The organism is Bradyrhizobium sp. Leo78 (assembly GCF_059512425.1).
Genome location: NZ_JCAMOT010000006.1, coordinates 64,605 through 83,252, shown reverse-complemented (window position 1 = coordinate 83,252; position 18,648 = coordinate 64,605). Strand labels below are relative to the sequence as shown.

At 62.5% G+C, this 18,648-nt stretch carries 14 protein-coding genes; 10 read left to right on the top strand and 4 right to left on the bottom strand.

Annotated elements, in window-relative coordinates; genetic code table 11:
• Positions 1-100: 100 nt before the first annotated feature.
• Both AC5ZG1_RS09880 and AC5ZG1_RS09875 read right to left on the bottom strand, forming a co-directional pair.
• Positions 101-2,089 carry a TonB-dependent receptor gene (locus tag AC5ZG1_RS09880; protein ID WP_496132733.1) on the bottom strand — a complete coding sequence of 663 codons (1,989 nt, stop codon included), beginning with the start codon at positions 2,087-2,089 and terminating at the stop codon, positions 101-103.
• Positions 2,090-2,759: 670 nt separating this feature from the next.
• Complete coding sequence (locus AC5ZG1_RS09875) at positions 2,760-3,746, bottom strand: MBL fold metallo-hydrolase (RefSeq protein WP_496132732.1); 987 nt, start codon at positions 3,744-3,746, stop codon at positions 2,760-2,762.
• Between the two features lie 520 nt (positions 3,747-4,266).
• Between AC5ZG1_RS09875 and AC5ZG1_RS09870 the strand changes: the two genes are divergently transcribed.
• From AC5ZG1_RS09870 to AC5ZG1_RS09860, 3 genes are all read left to right on the top strand, one after another.
• Positions 4,267-5,862, top strand: a complete 1,596-nt coding sequence (locus tag AC5ZG1_RS09870) for a hypothetical protein (RefSeq protein WP_496132731.1) — start codon at positions 4,267-4,269, stop codon at positions 5,860-5,862.
• Between the two features lie 94 nt (positions 5,863-5,956).
• The gene (locus tag AC5ZG1_RS09865; RefSeq protein WP_496132730.1) at positions 5,957-6,490 is read left to right on the top strand and encodes a tetratricopeptide repeat protein; all 534 of its coding nucleotides are present in this window, start codon (positions 5,957-5,959) and stop codon (positions 6,488-6,490) included.
• Positions 6,491-6,573: 83 nt separating this feature from the next.
• Positions 6,574-6,990 carry an ester cyclase gene (locus AC5ZG1_RS09860; RefSeq protein ID WP_496132729.1) on the top strand — a complete coding sequence of 139 codons (417 nt, stop codon included), beginning with the start codon at positions 6,574-6,576 and terminating at the stop codon, positions 6,988-6,990.
• Positions 6,991-7,196: 206 nt separating this feature from the next.
• On the opposite strand, the gene AC5ZG1_RS09855 is transcribed toward AC5ZG1_RS09860, so the two are convergent.
• Together AC5ZG1_RS09855 and AC5ZG1_RS09850 are read right to left on the bottom strand one after the other, a co-directional pair.
• Positions 7,197-8,162, bottom strand: a complete 966-nt coding sequence (locus AC5ZG1_RS09855) for an amidohydrolase family protein (RefSeq protein WP_496132728.1) — start codon at positions 8,160-8,162, stop codon at positions 7,197-7,199.
• A 253-nt stretch (positions 8,163-8,415) separates the two neighbouring features.
• A complete protein-coding gene (locus tag AC5ZG1_RS09850) occupies positions 8,416-9,189 on the bottom strand; it encodes a tetratricopeptide repeat protein (protein WP_496132727.1) in 774 nt (257 codons plus the stop codon).
• Positions 9,190-9,483: 294 nt separating this feature from the next.
• On the opposite strand from AC5ZG1_RS09850, the gene AC5ZG1_RS09845 reads away from it, so the two are divergent.
• The 7 genes from AC5ZG1_RS09845 (at position 9,484) to AC5ZG1_RS09815 (ending at position 18,582) form a co-directional block, all read left to right on the top strand.
• On the top strand, positions 9,484-12,993 hold the full coding sequence (locus AC5ZG1_RS09845; RefSeq protein WP_496132726.1) for an autotransporter domain-containing protein: 3,510 nt from the start codon (positions 9,484-9,486) through the stop codon (positions 12,991-12,993).
• 348 nt (positions 12,994-13,341) lie between these two features.
• Positions 13,342-14,565, top strand: coding sequence for an extensin-like domain-containing protein (locus AC5ZG1_RS09840; RefSeq protein ID WP_496132725.1), 1,224 nt, complete (start codon positions 13,342-13,344; stop codon positions 14,563-14,565).
• Positions 14,566-14,813: 248 nt separating this feature from the next.
• A complete protein-coding gene (locus AC5ZG1_RS09835; RefSeq protein WP_496132724.1) occupies positions 14,814-15,635 on the top strand; it encodes an ABC transporter permease in 822 nt (273 codons plus the stop codon).
• Positions 15,632-16,438, top strand: a complete 807-nt coding sequence (locus AC5ZG1_RS09830) for an ABC transporter permease (protein ID WP_028168082.1) — start codon at positions 15,632-15,634, stop codon at positions 16,436-16,438. Before AC5ZG1_RS09835 ends, AC5ZG1_RS09830 begins: the two co-directional genes overlap by 4 nt.
• Positions 16,435-17,193 carry an ABC transporter ATP-binding protein gene (locus tag AC5ZG1_RS09825; protein WP_496132723.1) on the top strand — a complete coding sequence of 253 codons (759 nt, stop codon included), beginning with the start codon at positions 16,435-16,437 and terminating at the stop codon, positions 17,191-17,193. Before AC5ZG1_RS09830 ends, AC5ZG1_RS09825 begins: the two co-directional genes overlap by 4 nt.
• Positions 17,190-17,522 (top strand): hypothetical protein, encoded by a 333-nt coding sequence (locus AC5ZG1_RS09820; RefSeq protein ID WP_496132722.1) that lies wholly within the window; start codon positions 17,190-17,192, stop codon positions 17,520-17,522. The genes AC5ZG1_RS09825 and AC5ZG1_RS09820 overlap by 4 nt, the downstream gene beginning before the upstream one ends.
• Before the next feature lie 4 nt (positions 17,523-17,526).
• On the top strand, positions 17,527-18,582 hold the full coding sequence (locus AC5ZG1_RS09815) for an ABC transporter substrate-binding protein (protein WP_496132721.1): 1,056 nt from the start codon (positions 17,527-17,529) through the stop codon (positions 18,580-18,582).
• The last annotated feature ends 66 nt before the right edge of the window (positions 18,583-18,648 follow it).

Sequence of the window (18,648 nt, the reverse complement as noted above, 5' to 3'; positions counted from 1 at the left end):
GTGTGTGCGTTGCACAGGAGTCAGGCGCATTCCTGCCGACCGCTATGCGGCGCGGCCGGCCGGGATTACGGCTGTGGACACGGTGCAACCGGCAGCGAACCTAAAACCTCGCCCGCGCCAGCACGCGGAACGTGCGACCCTGGCCCGGCGAGATGTTGTTGTTGCCATCGGCGGTCGCCCAGTAGCCCGTGTTGAAGATGTTCTCGACATTGAGCTGGGCGCTCCACGTCTCGTCGATCTTTGCAAACAGGCCCGCATCAAAACGCCAGAAGCCCGGCAGCCGCACGGTATCGTCAGACGAGGCAAATGAATCCGAGAAGTAAATGATGCCGAGAGATGCGGCCCATCGCTGATCGATCTGATATTTGTTCCACCAGGCGAACTGATTGAAGGGCACGAGCTGCACGCGATTGCCGGGCACGATGGTTGGCGAGGTTGCGCTGGTGACGCGCGCGTCGGTGTAGGCGTAGCCGAACACTGTTTGCCAATCGGGCGTTACGTAACCCGTGACCGCAGTCTCGAAACCGCGGATCTGGTTGGCGCCGTTGGCGAAGAAGAACCCGGGGTTGTTGGGATCGGCAATCGGCACATTCGTACGATTGAGTTCATACAGGGCCGCCGTGAACAGCAGCTTGGGCTGGATGTTCCATTTGACCCCGACCTCGGTGTTCTCGAATTTCTGCGGCTGCAAGATTAGCGTCCCCGGGCTCAGCGCGCTGAACTGGTCTCCGGACGCGGGCAAAAAGGAGGTGCTGTACGCGGTGTAGACGGAAAGGTTGTCGATCGGCTTCACGATAACTGCAACGCGCGGAGAGACCTTCTCATCGACCCTGCTGCGGTTGATGTTGGTGTTGAAATCGAACGCTGACAGGTCAAAGCTGTCGTAGCGGGCGCCGAGGAAGAATTGCAGCCAGCGGGTCGCCTCGATCTGGTCCTGCACATAGCCTGAGGCGATATTCAGCCGGTACTTGCTGTTGGCGTCGCTCGGAAGGTGGGTGAACAGCACCGGTCCGAAATAGGTCGGGTTGAACGGATTGACGACGTCGAACGCCCTGTTCCCGTTGTTCGGGAAGATGCCGGAGTCGCGCCTGGACAGGCCGGTCTCGCGACCGAATTCGGTGCCGAACGCGACGGTATGAAAGACCGGCCCCGTCGCCGTCTTGTAGATGAAGTCGGTTTGGTTGAAGACGTTCTCGCGGGGGGTGTCGTTCTGGTACGCGTTGAGCGACACCTGCGTAAGATCCGGCGTCACCGCGCCGCCGCCTGGACCGCCGCCGGTGCCACCGGGATAGACGTTGCGATAGCCACGGTTGTAGTCGGCGTAGAGCGTGGAGTTCTTTGCCGTCAGTCCGTTGCCGAAATCATGCTCGATCACGGCAATGCCGGTCTGCACGTCGACCCTTGCCTGGTTGTAGATTGGGCTGCCGTAGAACGTCGTCAAATCGCCATTGGGCGCGAACGGTACCGTCGGGTTGAAGCGCGTGGCACCGCCTGGAATACCGAGCGACGGGTTACCGCGATCCGCAAGGCGCTCATCGTGGTAGTATTCGTAGCTCAGCTTGATCTTGGTGTCGTCGGTCGGCTTCAGCGTCACGGTCGGATTGAAACCATATCGCTCGAAGTGACCGTAGTCGCGGAACGTATCGCTGTTCTCGTAGAAGGTGTTCAGCCGTACGGCGACGTTCTCGTTCACGGCCTGTCCCGCGTCGAGTGACACGCGCCTGTCGTTGTAGGAGCCGGTCTGCGCCGCCGCCTGGTAAATTCTCGTGCCATCCGCCTCCTTCAGCGTCCGGTTCACGAGACCGCCGCCGGCGCCGCGTCCGAAGGTCAGTGCGCTCGGCCCTTTCAGCACCTCGACGCTCTGGGCGTTGTAGAGGTCGCGGAAATACTGCACATCGTCGCGGAAGCCATTGACATAAAAGTTCGCGCTGGAGTCCACACCGCGAATGACAAGCTCGTCGCGGTTGCCCTCGCCCTGGTGGATGGCCACGCCGGGAACGTAGCGCGTCACATCGGTCAGGGTCTGAAATCCTTGGTCCTGGATGAACTCCTTGGTCACGACGCTGACGGACTGCGGGATGTCGATCAAAGGCGTGTTCGTCTTCGTGGCGACCGACGTGCTGTTGGCATAGACGCCGACCGTGCCGGTGCGAGCGTCCTGGCTCGGGCCGAAACTGGGCGCCGGGGGCGGGCTCGCGGCCGGCGCGGTTTCGTTCCGGCGTGCAGCTTGGGTCCGCCGCGTCCGTCCTGCGCTCGTGGAACTGCGCGCGGCCTGCGACGCAGGACGTCGCCGCGTCTCTGGCGGATCGACTGTAACTGCAGGCAGAGAGGATGCTCCCCCTTGGCTCGGTGCTGTCTGTGCCTGTGCGTCCGCTGCGCCGATGGACAGACAGAACGTGACATAGCTAGCCGAGGCGAATAGCCGAAGCCTCGCCTGCGATACTCTCATCATGTTTCTCTACGCCCCAATAATCTTGTTGGCCGCGCGCTTCATGGCGCGCGGCGACCAACACTTAAACACGAGGCGAACGGTGCAATTCCACCTCCGAAATTTTGAATCGTTCGAAGTTGCTTTGGCGAGGAGTGCGAAAAGAAATAAGAACTATTCTAAGATAACAACCGAGCGCTGCACGTCACAGTTTGTGCGCCCGAAATCGCCTTCAGGTCCAAACCATCCGCGTCGAGGAGGCGCCGAGCTTGAGCTCGTTGCACCTCAAAGCGAGCCGAGCGTGCTAGCAACGCTCCTGCGCTGAGGGGTATCAGACGCCCTCGTAGACCAGCCGGGTGAACAGGGCCGGCGTGATCAGGAACTGGCCCCATTTCGCGTCGAACTGCTCGGTTGGCTTGGCTGCGATAGTCTCATCGAGCGCGCGGCCCGAGTGCTTGAGCGTTGCGACCTTCTCTCTGATGGCGACGAGCATGTCACGATAGGCGATCAGCTCGTCCTTGTTGCTCACGGCGCTGGCACGGTTGGGCAGGTTGTGGCCGGCGATGACGATGGTGTTGCTTCCGGCGGCGGCTATGTTCTGCTCGGCCGCCTTGATCATCCCGTCGATATTGCCGCCGGTCGAATAGTCGATGAACGGATAGATGCCGTTCCAATAGGTGTCCCCACAATGCAGGATGTCAGCCTCGGCGAAGCTGACCGAGATGTCGCTGTCCGTATGCGCGGGGCCATAGTGCTTCAGATTGAGCGTGGAGCGGTTGATGCTGATGCGCTTTTCCGAAGAGAACACCTCGGTCGGCACCGCGGCCAAGGGCGGCGAAGGAAACGTGTAGTCCCAATCCTCGACTCTCTGAGCGGACAGCAGATGTTTGTGTGTGTTCTCGTGAGCCAGGATGGCAGCGCCTTCCTGGTTGAGCCACTGATTGCCGTCCGTGTGGTCGAAGTGCCAGTGGGTGTTGATCAGGTGCTTGATCGGATCGCGGCTGAGGCTGTTGACAGCCTCCAGGATGCGCGGTCGCGTCGCGGTAATGCCGGCATCGACGAACAGCTTGCCGTCCTCGCCGGTGAGAACAGCTATATTGCCGCCGGAACCTTCGATGACCGTCACATTGCCGCGCAGCTTGTGGACCTCGATGGGCATCGTCGCAGCGGCATCACGGATCGTATCGACGATGTTGCGCGCCTCGGCGAAGGCTTCCGCGGGCCTCAACCAACCACGACTGGTGGCGAAGCCGGCGGCGACGGCACAGCATACGCAGAAGCCGCGCCGTGAGAGGATCTGCGAGGTGAGCGGGGACATGCTAACTCCTTCGGTTGAACTCGATGGATGTCTTGAAGCTCATCTTCGTCGCCCGATCGTGAGCCACTCGCAGGCGACGGTCGTGCTACAGGCCCAGCTCGCTCAGACCGGCAGCCAGGATCATCAAGCTTACTCCGAAAGTGAACGCTGCGATTTTCTGAATGCACGACATCAGAGACTGTGCTCGTTAGACGCGCCCGCCCGCTTCGCCTTTTGAGCCCCAATGGACGTTTCGGCTATCAGTTCGGTCGAATAGGCCGCGCCCGGCACGACATGCAACCTCTTTTGGCTGGGCGCGAGATCGTGTACCTTCCTTTCCTAGAGCTGCCTTTCGAGACGGGATTTGCCGACGTCTCCGTTAGAGCCGAATGGGCAGCGAAAGATGCTGTCGGCAGGCATCGCACGCTCCTAAAACCGACGATCCTTTTATGCCGGTCTCTCACTGAGCATTTGCACTGCGCACGACCGCGCGGCGGTGATTGCGCTGAAACTGCCATTTCGACCCAAAGGAGAGAGCGCCATGAGACCGAACTTGGGAACGTTCGTCACAGCGCTGTTGGCAAGCACCTTCGCCACCGCGGCCTGGGCGCAAGGACTTGGCCGCGTGCACTTCGAGACCTCGTGTACGCCGCAGGCGCAAGAGAAATTCGATCGCGGCCTGGCGATGGTGCATTCATTCTTTTATCCGGACAGCATCCAGGTTTTCACCGAAGCGGCGACCGCCGATCCGCAATGTGCCATTGCGTACTGGGGCATCGCCATAAGCAGCCGTCCCAACCCATTGATCCTGCCGCTCACCGCCGCCGCTTTGAAGAATGGATGGGAGGCGGTGGAGAAGGGCAAGGCGATCGGTGCCAAGACCGAGCGCGAGCGCGACTGGCTCAACGCGATCGAGGTTTACTACAAGGACTTTGACAAAGTCGATCAAACCAAGCGCGGGCTTGCCTACGAAAAGGCGATGGAAGCGCTGATGCAGAAATATCCGGATGATCCGGAGGCGGCCGTTTTTTATGCGCTCGCCCTCAACGAGACGGCCCTGCACAGCGACAAGACCTTTGCCAATCAGCTCAAGGCCGGCACGATCCTCGAAAAGGTCGAGGCGAAGCTGCCGGAGCATCCGGGCGTGCTGCACTACCTGATCCACACCTACGATTATCCGACGCTTGCGCAGCGCGGTCTTGATGCCGCCAACAGATATGCCGAGGTCGCCCCCGCGTCTCAGCATGCCCAGCACATGCCTTCGCACACCTATTCCATGCTCGGGATGTGGACGCAATCGGTCGCATCGAACACGAAATCGCTCGCGCTCGCCGAAGCGCAAGCCGCCAAGCTCTGGCCTGGGGCGGCACATCCAGGTCAGCCGCACCATCTGGATTTCATGGAGTACGCCCTGCTGCAGATGGGACAGGAGGGACCAGCGAAGCAGCTACGCGACGAGAGTAATGCGATAAAGAAGCTCGGGTTTGACTATCTCGCCAGCTATACCGCTCTTGCGGCGGTGCCGGCGCGCTTTGCGTTGGAACGTCAGGCATGGACGGAAGCGGCAGTGCTCGAGCCGAGAGGCAGCCAATTTCCACAGGCCGAGGCCATCACCTATTTTGCCCGCGCCACGGGATCGGCCCGGAGTGGCGACCTCGCCGCAGCCGAGCGCGATGTCGCCAAACTTAAGGAGCTTCACGCTGCGTTGGACAACGCAAGCCAGTCTTATTGGGCGAACCAAGTCGAAATCCAGATGTTGGCGGCGTCGGCCTGGATTGCGCAATCCAAGGGGGAGAGGGAGGCGTCGGTGAAGCTGATGCGAACGGCGGCGGACCTGGAGGATGACAGCGAGAAGCACATCGCGATGGAGAACCGACTGTATCCGATGCGGGAATTGTTGGGCGACCTGCTGCTTCAACAGCAGCAACCGGGAGCAGCGCTGACGGAGTACGAGACGTCGCTGGTGTCGGCGCCCAATCGGCTGCGCGGCTTGTACGGTGCAGCCACCGCGGCGAAGGCCATAAATCAGCCGGAGAAAGCCGCGCGGTATTACCGCAAGCTTGCCGAGATGACGAAAGACGCGGACACGGATCGGCTGGAGATCAGCGAGGCCAAGGCATCGTTGATGCAGCAGTGAATGGGACGGTTGCCGCGCACAGATGTGCGGCAACCGGCTAACCGGCATGATGACCATGATGCGATCAATCCTAATCGCCGCCGTGATGGGCGTGATGACCGCAGTGGCGGCGGCGTACATCCTGACCGCATCCGGTCGCCACGATCAGGTCGCGGCCGTCCGCGGAGACGCGGTCCGTTCCGACGCGGCGATTGCAGTCGACGCCTGGCCGATCTGCTCGACGATGGGATCGATGGTGGAGACCGCGGATTGGGCGGTGCTCGATCCGGATTTCGCGGCGGGGAAACGAGCGATCGTCGCGGGCGAATGGGATGAAGCAATCAAGGCGCTTACATCCGCTGCGCTCCGTGATGACCGCAATGCCGACATTCAGAACTACCTTGGTTACGCCTATCGGCGCCTGCGGCAGTTCGATCCGGCAATCCGGCATTATCAGCAGGCTCTAGCGTTAAACCCCCGGCACCGCAGCGCGCATGAACATTTGGGTGAAGCCTACTTGACCCAAGGCGATCCTGCCAAAGCCAATGAGCATCTCGCTGCTCTCGGACGGATCTGCCTGATACAATGCAATGAATATGACGATTTGAAGCGCATCATTGCAACGTACGACAAAGTCGCGAAACGCTGATCGACTTCGATTTGTTCGTGGCCAGCAACGGCCGAAGTGCTAAAAAAGAGACATTCCGTCCCACGCGCACAGGGGAAGCAGCCATGGCGTCGATATCGGCAATTGCCAAGGATTTCTTTGCCGCTTGCGAAACTGGAAAGGGCTGGGAGATCTGCAAGATCTACTGTGCTCCAGATGCGACTTTCGCCGCTCAGGCCGAACCGCTTGCCGGTATCAAGACTCTTGCGGAATATACTGACTGGATGAAGGGGGTAATGACCACCTTGCCGGACGGCAGCTATCAGGTGAAATCCTTCGCCACCGACACCGAACGGAACAACGTCGCAGCCTATGCCGTCTTTTCGGGCACCCATACCGGTCCCGGTGGTCCATGTGAGCCGACCGGCAAAAAGACGAATTCGGACTACGTCTACGTGATGCAATTTACTGGCGACAAGATCAGCCATATGACGAAGATATGGCATTCAGGCTTGGCGCTGAAGGAACTGGGCTGGGTTTGAGCGCCCCGTTCGTGTGATCGCGCCGCTGCACTGAGCACGCAACAGGTCTGGTTCGGCTCAGCAGGCTTCCCGGATTAGCCGGTCAAAAACTTCGCCGCGGCGCTGGGGCGCAGGAACAAGCGGCCGCGCGAGGGGGCGGCGAGCGACATGATCGCGCGGTCTGTCATCTCCGGCCTGCCGCGCATGCTTCGCAGGCTCGCTTCGCGCTAACGTTGTCGCTCCACCCGCGCCCTTAAGGCTGGATACAATCGTCCGGCATTGCCGAAACAAAGACTCTGCAAATCATCTGCGTCGAACTGTGGATATCCGGCTATGTCATCGAGCGCCGGCGCAAAGCTGGACCGCGGCATCAGAGGAAAATCAAGGCCAATTAACAATTGAGAGACCGGAACGAGCTTTAGAATCGCTGATAATTGAGCCTCGGACGTAGCGTCCGTTAAGTCATAGTAGAATGAGGCAAGACCGTCGTTCACATCCTGTGGGGAAAGTTCAAGCAGTCCGGGTCCTACTCCAAACGTGTGTTCAAGTACCTGAATCCTTGATGCGAGAAATGGAATTGTGCCGCCGCCGTGTGTCGCAATGATTTTGACGTCTGAGAAGCGTTTCTTGGTGCCGGTAACGACCAAGTTCGTGACCATGCGCGTGGTATCAAACACAAATTCAAGCACGCTAGGGTTCAAGCCATTCAGCACCGGCTGTGACGCCTTCGTGAACGTGGGGTGCGCAAACAGGGTTGCGCCCCGCCGATCCAACTCTGCGAACCAAGGATCAAATAGCCGGTCGCCGAGATACACGTCATTGATGCTCGTTGACGTCGCGACACCGTCCATTTTCAGTGCATCTAGCGCATACTCAATCTCGGCCAACGCTGCTTCAGCATCCAAGCCGGGTATGGTGGCGAGCGCTCCGAATCTGCTTGGATGTCGCGAGACAATGTCTGCCAAGGTTTCGTTTATTCGTCTCGAGATATCACGCCCATCTTTGCCCGTTGCGTAGTTGGCCGCATCCGGGATTGAGAGAATGCAAGCGGCTATGCCGTGTTCCTGCATAAAAGATAGCGCGTATTCGACCGACCACTGAGGCATCTTTTCTGGCGAGCCGACGGGTAATTTTTTGCCAATGGGCAGAATGGGATGCGAATGAACGTCGATGATGTTTCGTAAGCTGCTCACCGAAAAACTGCCTCATCGCTGATTGCGGCTATCTGGACGAGATATCGCCCCAACGCTGCCGTCACATCGTAAAGCGTCTCGGCATATCCGCAGTTGTCGCCGAGCTCCCGATTGTATTGCTTTTTGCACAAATGCTGTTGCTGAAGTATTTCATTTGCTCGGACCAATCGTTTCATCGGTCATACGCCGCAAGCAAGCGATGGTGCGATTGGTGAGTTTCTGACGCGCAGAACCAGATTTGTCCGTACAGGCGCTAGCCGGTCAAGAATTTCGCCGCGGCGCTGGGGCGCAGGAAGAAGCGGCCGTGCGAGGCGGCGGCGAGCGACATGATTGCGCGACCCATCATGTCCGGCCTGCCGCGTGCGGCTTCGCGCAGGCTTACCTCGCCGGCGGCGCGTTCATTCATCTCCATCAGGCAGATGCCGAGGTTGGCGCGCGTTGGCGCATCATCCGGGCGCAGCGCGAGCGCGCGGTGGAAGACATCGACGGCCGCGGCGTAGTCACCGTCCAGCACCATCACGCGCGCGAGTTCAGCCAGCACGTCGGGGCGCGCAGGCGCGGCAGCTGCCGACTGCTGCAGCAACGCGCGCGCCTCGGCACGCTTGTTGCGGCCGATGTAAAGGGTTGCCAAACGAAGTTGCAGCTCGACGATTCCAGGCGCGAGCGCAAGACCATGTTCGAGCGCGGCGATCGCCTCGTCGATCTTTCCGCCCGATGCGAGCTGGCCGGCGTACTCAAGGAAAGCTGGCGGGAACGCGGGCCGCCGGGCGATCGCCTGGCGCAGGAGCGCGAGCGCGTCGTCGCGCCGGCCGGTGGCCGCGAACGCGACGGCAAGCAGGGTCTCGGCCGCGGGGTCGTCGCCGCGACGCGAGGCCTTCTGCAGCGGAGTGATCGCCTCATCAAAGCGGTTCTGCAGCATCAGCGCGCGGCCAAGCAGCGCCGCAGCCGCCACGTTGCCGCGGTTCGCCTTGAACACCGCTGCCGCCAATCGCTCGGCCTCGTCGGGCCGCTGCATCTGCAGCGCCAACGCGGCGCGCTGCAACGTCTGGTCGGCGACGCCGGGTCGTTCAGGCTTTGAAGACAAGTCAGATCTTCGCTCGTTGTAATTATATCACAAGCGCCCACGCATGTCTTACACGCAAATGCGTTGTTATCAAACTGTTACATGCGGACTCCAGATTGCCGCGCACTGCAGGTTTCAGGGGACTGGTGGTGAAAGTTGAATTGTTGAGCCATGCGAGCAAGCTCGCATTGGTTGTTGCTGCGTCGTCTATCGCGTTTGGTTCTGCCTTAGCTGCAAGCTTCAGTGTGCCACGATCCGGTGACTGCGAAGACGGTCTCGAATAACGATACCGGTTTTGTCGCGGATGGAAGCACGCTCTCGGTCATCGGGACGGCGATCACATGGACCACCGGGCTTGCTTCGCCCGGCGTGGTCATCACCAACGACGGCACGATTTCCGCGACGTCGCGCGGCATCGATACCTCCAACAGCGCGATCAGTGGCAACTTCACGCTGATCAACAACAAGGATGCGCTGTTCACATCGTCCAACGATGCGTTCCGGATCCAGAGCGGTCTGACCAGCGGAACGGTCAAGGTCGACAATTTCGGGACCATCCAGTCGACGAACAACGGTCGCGTGTTCGACTTCAACTCGGTCACCTCGAATACGGCGGTGTTCTCGATCACGAACGAAGCCGGCGGCACGCTCAAAGCGCTCGGCAATGACGTGATGCGGATCGGTGCGGGCACCACCACCATCACCAATTCCGGATTGATCGACGGCTCCGCCCGCGCGATTCGCGCGAATACCAACCTCGACAACGTCGCCTCGCTCGCGATCGTCAACAATGCCGGTGCGACCATCCAGTCGGTTGACGATGCCATCCAGATCAACGGCTCCGGCAGCACCAATTCGAGCACGAGGGCATCGTTCTCGATCGACAACGCCGGCACCATCAAGTCGGCGACCGGCCAGGCGCTCGACTTCGACAACCTGACCTCGAGCGCTGCGACGGTCACCATCACCAACCGTGCCAGCGGCCTTATCACTTCCGATAATGCCGACGCGATGCGGCCGGGCCAGAACTTCACGGTCTATAATTACGGCCAGATCGTCGCCAATTCGGCGCCAGAGCCGACGGACCGTCCCGGCGCCGACGGCATCGACCTGCAGCTCGGGCATAGCGGCACCGTCTACAACTACGCGGGCGGCCTGATCTCGGGCGCCAAGAGTGGCACCGCTGGCGACGTCGGCAGTAACATCACAGTCTACAACGAGGCCGGAGCCACCATCATCGGCCGCGACGGCTCGGGCGTCGGGTCCGGCGGAAATGCTGTCGTCACCAACTACGGTACCATCACGGGCGCGATCGATACCACGTCGGCGCGCGGCGACGGCGACGGCATCGATGTCGACTTCGCGCTCACGTTGACGAACTACGGCACCATCCAGGGCACGGGCGCGAAAGGCGCGGATGATGGCCTCCGCTTCAACAACAGCGAAGGCCTTGCGATCGGCGGTGGTACGATCCGCAATTATGGCACCATTTCGGGGGCCGCTGCGGGTATCGTCGTCAATAATGATTCCAATCCCGATGGTTCGCGCAGCGGATCGTCCGCACTTGATCTGATCAACTATGCCGGCGGCATAATTGTAGGCAACAACAGCTATGCAATCCGTTCCGAGAACAAGACCGGTACCGCCGCCGACAAGGACACCATCGTCAACTACGGCACCATCATCGGCAATGGCACGATCCCGGACCCGAACGGAACGACGCTGCTGCAGAACGGCAATCCCGATCCCGGTTCGGTCGGCACGCTCAATGGCGTGACCTATACCGGAACCGGCTCGACCCGTTTCATTCGCGGCGACGGCGCGGCGATCCAGACCGGCGAGGGCGATGACGTCCTCTCCAACTACGGCGCGATCATCGGCAATTCCGGCCGTGCCATCAGCATGGAAGGCGGCAACGACACGCTCAATCTGTATGGCGGTTCCAGCATCGTCGGCCGGATCGACGGCGGCGTTGGCACCAACACCATCAACCTGTTCGGCCCGGGCTCGGGCACGCTGTCGAACGTCGTCAACTTCCAGGCGTTGAACGTGCAGGGCGGCAGATGGACCATCACTGACGCACAGACCTATCAGAACGGCACCGGCGTGTTCGCCGGCGCCACCTTGCTCGTGAACGGCGCGCTGGCCAGCGACGTGACGGTCAATAATGGTGGTACGCTCGGCGGCATCGGCAGCGTCGGAAACACCGCGGTCAGCGGCGGTGTCCTCGCGCCGGGGACCACGACGTCAGGCACGCTCACGGTGCAGGGCAATCTCAGCTTCACGGCGGCCTCGACCTATCTGGTGCAGGTCGACGGCACAGGCGCCAGTCGAACCAACGTCACCGGCACCGCAACGCCGGGCGGCGCGGCTGTGAACGTGTCCTTGCTCGGTGCGTCCCTGCAGAAGCACTACACCATCCTGAACGCGAGCGGCGGCGTCAGCGGCACCTTTGCTTCATCAGTCGCGACGAACCTGCCTTCGGTCAGCGGCGGCCTGAACTATGACGCCAACAACGTCTATCTGGACCTTGCGCTCAACTTTGCGCCCAACTCCGGCCTCAACATCAATCAGGCCAGGCTGGCGAACGTGCTGACCGGCTTCTTCAACGCCGGCGGCAGCATCCCCGTCGCTTTCGGCGGCCTGACGCCGGCTGGGTTGACGCAGGCCTCAGGCGAGACGTCGACCGGCTCGCAGCAGACCACCTTCAACGCGATGAACATGTTCATGGGGATCATGACAGATCCCACCATCGCCGGACGTGGCGACAAGGTATCTCCATCGCCCGGCGCTGCGCAGTTCGCCGATGATGATTCCGAGAGCGCCAACGCCTATGCGTCGGCGCGGAAGCCGCGATCGCGCGCCGAACGCGATGCCTATACCGCCGTGTATCGGAAGGCGCCGCCGCCGGTGCAGGCCCTGCAACGCTGGAGTGTCTGGGCGTCCGGCTTCGGCGGCTCGCAGACGACCGACGGCAACGCCGCGCTTGGATCGAACAACACGTCCAGCCGCATCTACGGCGCGGCTGTCGGCGCCGACTACCGGATCGCGCCGAACACGCTTGTAGGCTTCACGCTCGCCGGCGGTGGCACCAATTTCTCGGTCGCCAATTCGCTCGGCAGCGGTCGCTCCGACCTGTTTCAGGCTGGCGTCTTCGCGCGCCACGATGTCGGTGCGGCCTATGTCCTGGGCGCGCTCGCCTATGGCTGGCAGGACATCACGACCGATCGCACCGTGATCGGCGCCGGCCTCCATCGATTGCACGCTGAGTTCAACGCCAATGCCTATTCGGGCCGCATCGAGGGCGGCTATCGGCTGCTGACGCCGTGGATCGGAGCGGTCACGCCCTATGCCGCCGCACAGTTCACGACGTTCGATCTGCCGGCCTATACGGAACAGGTCGTGGCCGGCGTCGGTGCGTTCGCCTTGGCCTACGGCGCCAAGACCGTCACCGCGCCGCGCAGCGAATTGGGCGTGCGAACCGACAAGTCCTTCGCGATACCGGATGCGGTGCTCACCTTGCGCGGCCGCGTTGCCTGGGCGCATGATTTCAACACCGATCGCAATGTCGCAGCGACCTTCCAGACGCTGCCCGGCGCGTCCTTTGTCGTAAGCGGCGCGGCGCTGGCGCATGATGCCGCGCTCACCACCGCGTCTGCCGAATTGAACTGGATGAACGGCTGGTCGGCAGCCGCGACCTTCGAGGGCGAGTTCTCCGACGTTACGCGCTCCTACGCCGGCAAGGGCGTCGTGCGTTATAGCTGGTAGCAATCAAGCTGACGCCCGGCGGGCGAGCCGCCGGGCGCAAGTTCAATCCAGGTTTCCAGGGAAAGCCTACAGCAGGCCAAGCACGATCGCGCCGACAAAGGCGAGCGCAACATAGGCGGCGATGACACTCAGCCGGCTGACGAGAAGACTCATAGCCATCGAGAACGCTCCCAGCGTTTGCGCCTGCCCGCATAGAACGCAGAAATTTACCAAACCGTTCCCGGCCGAAAAAGCCAGCGATGCTGTCCGTCCTGCCTGAGGCGTCCCGGGCCGGCGGCCGTATGGTTAAAGATGCGTAAAAACAACGCGTTGAAGAGTCCTTAAATAAATTCGCCGAATCTGCCGCGCATGACGCGTGGAGTTCGTTTGTATCTCGTCGGCTCCGTCGTCCTTGTTTCGCTGGTAGGTTGCGGTCGCGGTTTCTTCCAGGCCGAGCGCGAACCCTGGCGGGCCGAGGCCGAAGTCGCTTGCCTGAAATCCGGAGCGGTGAAGGAAGGGCCGGACCTCGTGCGCATCGACCCGATCTCGGGTCCCGGCGCGTGCGGTGCGCAATTCCCGCTTAAGGTCGCTGCGCTCGGTGAGGGCAGCCAGAGCTTTGGCTTTGCCGACGATCTGCGTCCGCCGGCCGATATTGGCTCGAGCCGGAGCCAGCCGCGCTGGCCGATCGCGCCGCAACCGGCGCCGCGGCCGCAGCAGGCGCCTTATTATTCAAACTCGACGCCAAGCCAGCCGAGCTACGGCTCGCCGTCGAACGGGCCGATCTCGCTGAGCGCTCCCGGCGTCGCGCCGCAGCAGGACGACATCGATTTGCCGGCGGAGGGCTCCCCGGAGCCGCCGGGCGGTCCGGCCTTTGGCACACCGCAAGGCTATCCGCCGCGCGATCGCGCTTCCGCACCTTATTCCCCCGGGCCTTATTCGCCGTCGCAAGGCGCCGCCGGGCCGCTGCCGCGGCTCGGGCCGGAGCGCGGCAATCCCGTCACTGCGGTCGGCCCGGTCACGCTGAAGCCGACCGCGACGCTCGCCTGTCCGATCGTCTCCGCGCTCGACCGCTGGCTTGCCGATTCCGTGCAGCCCGCGGCGACGCGCTGGTTCGGTGCGCGCGTGGTCGAGATCAAGCAGATTTCCGCCTATTCCTGCCGCGGCATGAACGGCAATCCGAGTGCGCATATTTCCGAGCACGCCTTCGGCAATGCGCTCGACATCGCCGGCTTCACGCTCGCCGACGGCCGCCGCATCTCGGTGAAGGATGGCTGGCGCGGCCTGCCGGAAGAGCAGGGATTCCTGCGCGACGTCCAGGGCGGGGCCTGCCAGCAGTTCAACACCGTGCTGGCGCCGGGCTCCAACCGCTTCCACTACGATCACATTCACGTTGACCTGATGCGCCGCGCCAGCCGCCGCGTCATCTGCGAGCCCGCCGCCGTCTCCGGCGAGCAGATCGCCGCGCGCGCCAATTCGCGCAACCCCTATGCCTCGCGCGACCCCAATGTCACGGGCTCGCTCGGCGGCAAGAAGTCCTCCTGGTTCAGCCGCAAGGCCAAGGTCAACGAAGAAGATGAATTCACCGACGAATAGCCTTTGCTCGCTCGTGTGAGGGTAGCGCGCTGAGGCAGTGCAGGGATCGCCGAGATCCGATGCTGCGCACATCCTTTGGTTGTTTACCGGGCGTCCGGCTCCCGCCTGGGTGATCTACGCAGGATAGGCGATTGCGCGACATCACAATTTGCGCAACATGAGGCATGGCGTCGCGTGTCTAAGGCGGCACGGACGCGATAAACGACAATAAAGGCCGGCAAAGGCTGCATCATATCAGGGGAGGCGGCATGGAGGTGACGCGCAGTCTGAAGCGGCGATCGCCGTGGCTTGCGCGCGGCGTCAATTCGCTCGCGGGGGCTGCGATATTCGTCGCCCCGCTGCTTGCGCTGGTTGCGATCTGGGCCATCGTCGTTCCGCTGTTCGATATCAATCCGCGGGTCTTCCCCTCTGTTGGCGCGGTCGGCACGGCCGCGATGGATTCGATCCGCGACGGCACGCTGCTTGCCCATGTCGGCGCGAGCCTGCTGCGCGTCGGCCTCGGCACGCTGATCGGCGTCGTCACCGCCGTACCGCTCGGGATCGCGATGGGCGTGAGCCCGACGGTTGCCGCGTTCCTGACGCCGCTGTTCCGCTTCTTCTCCGTGCTCGCCGGCATCGCCTGGATTCCGATCGCCACGCTCTGGTTCGGCTATGGCTTCGGCGCCATCGTCTTCGTGATCTTCAACGCCGTGTTCTTCGTCGTCGCCTACAACACGCTGCTCGGCGTCAAGACCATCCCGCACACGCTGCGCAACGCCGCAAGCTCGCTCGGCGCCGGCCGCTGGGCCTTGCTGACGGAAGTGCTGCTGCCGGGCGCGCTGCCGAACATCGTCACCGGCGTCCGCACCGGGCTCGGCTTTGCCTGGCGCGGCCTGATCGCGGCCGAGATGATCGCGACCAATGTCGGGCTCGGCTACATGCTGTTCGTCGCTCGCGATTTCTACCGCACCGAGGTCATCGTGTTCGGCATGATCGTGATCGGCGTGCTGTGGCTCTTGATCGACCGTCTGCTGCTGGTCCCGCTGGAGCGGGCGACCATCGAGCGCTGGGGCATGGTGAGGCGCGCATGAATGTTCTCTTGCAATTCTGGAGCGGCTACGCACGGATGACGCGGCGCTGGCCCGCGCTCGCGGCCATCATCCCCTTCATTCCGGTGGTGGCGCTCTGGAGCGCGGTTGCCGCAGCCGGCATCTTTCCGCGTGCGTTCTTCCCCGGCCCGGTCGATGTCGTGAACTCTTTCGTCACGCTGACCTACAAAGGCATCCTGCCGGATTATCTCGGCGACAGCGTGATCCGCCTGTTCACCGGCGCCGCCGTCGGCATGGCGCTCGGGATTCCCTTGGGCGTATTGATCGGCACCAGCCGCTGGGCGCATCGCATCTGCTGGCCGATCCTGTTGTTCTTCCAAGCGATCGGCGACATCGCTTGGCTGCCGATCCTCCTGATCTGGTTCGGTTTCGGGCTCACGACGATGACCTTCGTCATTGTCTACACCGTGCTGTTCCCGGTCGTGCTCAACACCGTGCTCGGCGTCGAATCGGTGCCGCGCGATCTCGCACGCGCCGCGCGCAGCCTCGGCGCCTCGCCGGCGCGCGTGCTCTGGGAGGTGACGCTGCCGGGCGCGCTGCCCAACATCATCACGGGCCTCCGCAACGGCCTCGGCTATGGCTGGCGCGCGCTGATCGCGGTCGAGATGATCGTCGGCACCAGCGGTATCGGCTTCATGATGTTCGATGCGCGCCGTTCCGGCTCCACCGTCGAGATCCTGCTTGGCATGATCATCCTCGGACTGCTCTGGTACATCGTGGACGCCTGGATCCTCGCGCCGCTCGAACGCGCGACCGGCCAGCGCTGGGGATTGGTGACATCATGAAGACGCTTTCGCTCAAGAACCTCGCAAAGACCTATTTCGATCCCTATGCCGGCTCGCATGTCAACGCCGTCCACGACGTCTCGATCGACGTCGAGCAGGGCGAGTTCGTCTCCGTCGTTGGCCCGTCCGGTTGCGGCAAGACCACCATCCTCAATATGATCGCCGGCTTCATTCCCTATACCGGCGGCGAGATCCTGCTCGACGGCAAGCCGGTCAAGGGACCGGGCCCGGAGCGCGGCGTCGTGTTCCAGTCGTTTGCGCTGTTTCCCTGGAAGACCGTGCTCGACAATGTCGGCTTCGGCCCCAAGATGCGCGGCGTGCCGAAGGCCGAGCGCGACCGCATCGCGCGCGAATATCTCGCGCTCGCCGGCCTCTCGCATGCGGCGCATCGCTACCCCAATGAATTGTCCGGCGGCATGCAGCAGCGCGTCGGCGTGGTGCGCGCGCTCGCCAACAATCCGGATGTGCTGCTGATGGATGAGCCCTTCGCCAGCGTCGACGCGCAGACGCGCATGACCTTGCAGGAAGAGCTGACGCGGATCTGGCAGGAGCGCAAGCCGACCGTGCTGTTCATCACCCATGACGTGCCGGAGGCGGTGTTCCTCGCCAACCGCGTCGTCGTGCTTTCGAAAGGGCGCATCCTCGACCAGATCGAGATCGATTTGCCGCGGCCGCGGGTGTGGGATGATCTGGTCAAGGACGACAAGTTCAAACAGCTCTGCGCGCGCGTGCTGCAGATGGTGCGTGCCGCATGAGCCTCGTCGCGCAAGCCTTCCGCTCGACCAAGGGCCGCATCGTGCTCGGCGTCATCGCCGCCTGGGCCGGGTTTCAGCTTTGGCTGATCCTGGCCGCGCCCGGCAAGATTTCGCCGGAGCTCGCCGGCACGTCCGAGAAGGTCAATGTGCAGATCGAGCTGCCATTCACGCCCGAGCGTTTCCACGTGCTCGCATTCCAGCAATATGGACGTGTCTCGGGCACTGATGAGCATTCCATTGAATTGCGTGGCGTCAAACGAACGGACCTCAACGCCGTCGCCCGGCCGTACTGGGTGACGGCGGTGGGGCCGATAAAACCGGGAGGGTAGGAGAATGAAACGATTATTGCTGCTCGCGATGGCGTTCGCGCTGCTCTGCACGCCGTCGGGCGCGCAGACGCTGACCAAGCTGAAGGCCGGCATGGTCACCGGCATCGACCAGATCGGATTGCCGATCGCGCTCGAGCGCGGCTTCTTCGAGAAATACGGCCTCGACGTCACCATCGCGCGGCCCTATGCCACCGGCGTCGATGCCCTCAACGCGCTGCAGGCCGGCGAGAGCGAGATCGTGCAGGTCGGCGTGCCCATGATCGGTGCGGTGCTGCGCGGCATGGATCTCGTCGCGCTCGGCAACTACAGTGGCAACGCCACCAAGGCAGGCTCCGATGCGACCATGGCGATTGTTGCGCGCGAAGGCTCAGGGATCGTCAAGGGCGACCTTGCCAGCCTGAAGGGCAAGAAGATCGCGGCATCCTTCGGCACCATCAACCACCTCTATATCCTCGGCATCCTGGAGAAGGCCGGGCTGAAGCCGGAGGAGGTCACCTTGGTGAACACGCCGCCGCCGGACATGACGGTCGCGCTGCTCGCCAAAGGCATCGATGCCTTCTCCGGCTGGGATCCGTGGCCGATCGTTGCGGGCAAGGATGTGCCCGGTGCGGTCGAGATCATCCGCGGCGGCGACGTCATCTCCTATCTCGGCTTCAACGTCGCCTTGCGTCCATGGGTGCAGGCCAACGGCGACACCATCGAGAAATTCCTGGCTGCGGTCTCCGAGGCCGACCAGTGGATGCGCAAGAACCCGAAGCAGGCCGCACAGGTCGCAACCCGCTGGATCCCTGGCCTCAAGCAGGAAATCGCCGACGCCGCGATGCAGTTCAACATCCAGCAGGCTGACCGCCGTCTGTCAGCGAACAATTACCGCGCGCTCTTTGGCGCCGAAGACCGTCTGTCGCGGCTCGGCATCATCAAGGCGACGTTCGACGTCAACAAGCATATCGAGCCGAAATACATCCTGAAGGTGATGAAGGATCACCCCGAACTGTTCTCCGACCTGCCGCCAATCCCGGAGGCCGTGGCGATCGGTCCGGGCTACGTCTTCAAGCCGTGAGCACCTCCGATGTCATTCCTGGGCGCGCGTAGCGCGAGCCCGGAATCCATCAGGCCACAGGCGCAA

Coding starts and splice junctions, on each gene's coding strand:
- AC5ZG1_RS09835 (WP_496132724.1), top strand. CDS start 14,814: ATGGAGGTGACGCGCAGTCTGAAGCGGCGATCGCCGTGGCTTGCGCGC.
- AC5ZG1_RS09825 (WP_496132723.1), top strand. CDS start 16,435: ATGAAGACGCTTTCGCTCAAGAACCTCGCAAAGACCTATTTCGATCCC.
- AC5ZG1_RS09820 (WP_496132722.1), top strand. CDS start 17,190: ATGAGCCTCGTCGCGCAAGCCTTCCGCTCGACCAAGGGCCGCATCGTG.
- AC5ZG1_RS09865 (WP_496132730.1), top strand. CDS start 5,957: ATGACCGCAGTGGCGGCGGCGTACATCCTGACCGCATCCGGTCGCCAC.
- AC5ZG1_RS09840 (WP_496132725.1), top strand. CDS start 13,342: ATGACGCGTGGAGTTCGTTTGTATCTCGTCGGCTCCGTCGTCCTTGTT.
- AC5ZG1_RS09860 (WP_496132729.1), top strand. CDS start 6,574: ATGGCGTCGATATCGGCAATTGCCAAGGATTTCTTTGCCGCTTGCGAA.
- AC5ZG1_RS09875 (WP_496132732.1), bottom strand. CDS start 3,746: ATGTCCCCGCTCACCTCGCAGATCCTCTCACGGCGCGGCTTCTGCGTA.
- AC5ZG1_RS09815 (WP_496132721.1), top strand. CDS start 17,527: ATGAAACGATTATTGCTGCTCGCGATGGCGTTCGCGCTGCTCTGCACG.
- AC5ZG1_RS09830 (WP_028168082.1), top strand. CDS start 15,632: ATGAATGTTCTCTTGCAATTCTGGAGCGGCTACGCACGGATGACGCGG.
- AC5ZG1_RS09870 (WP_496132731.1), top strand. CDS start 4,267: ATGAGACCGAACTTGGGAACGTTCGTCACAGCGCTGTTGGCAAGCACC.